The following is a 2,866-nucleotide window of genomic DNA, read 5'->3' as shown; positions in this document are numbered from 1 at the left end:
ATTGGTTAAGTCCTCGATCGATTAGTATCTGTCAGCTCCACGTGTCACCACGCTTCCACCTCAGACCTATCTACCTGATCATCTTTCAGGGATCTTACTAGCTTGCGCTATGGGAAATCTCATCTTGAGGGGGGCTTCATGCTTAGATGCTTTCAGCACTTATCCCGTCCGCACATAGCTACCCAGCGATGCCTTTGGCAAGACAACTGGTACACCAGCGGTGCGTCCATCCCGGTCCTCTCGTACTAAGGACAGCTCCTCTCAAATTTCCTGCGCCCACGACGGATAGGGACCGAACTGTCTCACGACGTTCTGAACCCAGCTCGCGTACCGCTTTAATGGGCGAACAGCCCAACCCTTGGGACCGACTACAGCCCCAGGATGCGATGAGCCGACATCGAGGTGCCAAACCTCCCCGTCGATGTGGACTCTTGGGGGAGATAAGCCTGTTATCCCCGGGGTAGCTTTTATCCGTTGAGCGATGGCCCTTCCATGCGGAACCACCGGATCACTAAGCCCGACTTTCGTCCCTGCTCGACTTGTAGGTCTCGCAGTCAAGCTCCCTTGTGCCTTTACACTCTACGAATGATTTCCAACCATTCTGAGGGAACCTTTGGGCGCCTCCGTTACTCTTTAGGAGGCGACCGCCCCAGTCAAACTGTCCACCTGACACTGTCTCCCGCCCCGATAAGGGGCGTGGGTTAGAATGTCAATACAGCCAGGGTAGTATCCCACCGACGCCTCCACCGAAGCTGGCGCTCCGGCATCTCAGGCTCCTACCTATCCTGTACAAGCTGTACCAAAATTCAATATCAGGCTACAGTAAAGCTCCACGGGGTCTTTCCGTCCTGTCGCGGGTAACCTGCATCTTCACAGGTACTATAATTTCACCGAGTCTCTCGTTGAGACAGTGCCCAGATCGTTACGCCTTTCGTGCGGGTCGGAACTTACCCGACAAGGAATTTCGCTACCTTAGGACCGTTATAGTTACGGCCGCCGTTTACTGGGGCTTCAATTCAAAGCTTCGTCTTGCGACTAACCTCTCCTCTTAACCTTCCAGCACCGGGCAGGCGTCAGCCCCTATACTTCGCCTTGCGGCTTCGCAGAGACCTGTGTTTTTGCTAAACAGTCGCCTGGGCCTATTCACTGCGGCTTTTCCGGGCTTGCACCCTAAAAAGCACCCCTTCTCCCGAAGTTACGGGGTCATTTTGCCGAGTTCCTTAACGAGAGTTCTCTCGAACACCTTAGGATTCTCTCCTCGCCTACCTGTGTCGGTTTGCGGTACGGGCACCTTTCATCTCGCTAGAGGCTTTTCTTGGCAGTGTGGAATCAGGAACTTCGGTACTAAATTTCCCTCGCCATCACAGCTCAGCCTTATATGGAAACGGGATTTGCCTCGTTTCCGGCCTACCTGCTTGGACGCGCATATCCAACAGCGCGCTTACCCTATCCTCCTGCGTCCCCCCATTGCTCAAACGATTACGGGTGGTACAGGAATATCAACCTGTTGTCCATCGCCTACGCCTTTCGGCCTCGGCTTAGGTCCCGACTGACCCTGAGCGGACGAGCCTTCCTCAGGAAACCTTAGGCATTCGGTGGAAGGGATTCTCACCCTTCTTTCGCTACTCATACCGGCATTCTCACTTCTAAGCGCTCCACAAGTCCTTCCGGTCTTGCTTCAACGCCCTTAGAACGCTCTCCTACCACGGACACCATCGGTGTCCATCCACAGCTTCGGTGATACGTTTAGCCCCGGTACATTTTCGGCGCGGAGTCACTCGACCAGTGAGCTATTACGCACTCTTTAAATGGTGGCTGCTTCTAAGCCAACATCCTGGTTGTCTAAGCAACTCCACATCCTTTTCCACTTAACGTATACTTGGGGACCTTAGCTGGTGGTCTGGGCTGTTTCCCTTTCGACTACGGATCTTATCACTCGCAGTCTGACTCCCATGGATAAGTCTTTGGCATTCGGAGTTTGACTGAATTCGGTAACCCGATGAGGGCCCCTAGTCCAATCAGTGCTCTACCTCCAAGACTCTTGCCATGAGGCTAGCCCTAAAGCTATTTCGGAGAGAACCAGCTATCTCCAGGTTCGATTGGAATTTCTCCGCTACCCACACCTCATCCCCGCACTTTTCAACGTGCGTGGGTTCGGGCCTCCATTCAGTGTTACCTGAACTTCACCCTGGACATGGGTAGATCACCTGGTTTCGGGTCTACGACCTCATACTCATTCGCCCTATTCAGACTCGCTTTCGCTGCGGCTCCGTCTCATCAACTTAACCTTGCATGAAATCGTAACTCGCCGGTTCATTCTACAAAAGGCACGCCATCACCCATTAACGGGCTCTGACTACTTGTAGGCACACGGTTTCAGGATCTGTTTCACTCCCCTTCCGGGGTGCTTTTCACCTTTCCCTCACGGTACTGGTTCACTATCGGTCACTAGGGAGTATTTAGCCTTGGGAGATGGTCCTCCCTGCTTCCGACGGGATTTCTCGTGTCCCGCCGTACTCAGGATCCACTCAGGAGGGAACGAAGTTTCGACTACAGGGTTATTACCTTCTTTGACGGGCCTTTCCAGACCGCTTCATCTACCCCGTTCCTTTGTAACTCCATGTTGAGTGTCCTACAACCCCAAGAGGCAAGCCTCTTGGTTTGGGCTAATTCCGTTTCGCTCGCCGCTACTCAGGAAATCGCGTTTGCTTTCTCTTCCTCCGGGTACTTAGATGTTTCAGTTCCCCGGGTCTGCCTCCCATACCCTATGTATTCAGGTAAAGGTACTGTTCCATTACGAACAGTGGGTTTCCCCATTCGGAAATCTCCGGATCAAAGCTTACTTACAGCTCCCCGAAGCATATCG

The 2,866-nt window shown here is 53.2% G+C and carries 1 rRNA gene; it reads right to left on the bottom strand.

The annotated features are described in order from the left end of the window. Position 1 precedes the first annotated feature (1 nt). A 23S ribosomal RNA gene (locus D0463_RS15175) occupies positions 2-2,866 on the bottom strand; the annotation flags it as partial.

The sequence above is a fragment of the Bacillus sp. V59.32b genome (assembly GCF_003429085.1).
Classification (GTDB): domain Bacteria; phylum Bacillota; class Bacilli; order Bacillales; family DSM-1321; genus Peribacillus.
The sequence above is the reverse complement of the archived record's forward strand: the minus strand, read 5'-3'. Positions and strand labels throughout refer to the sequence as shown.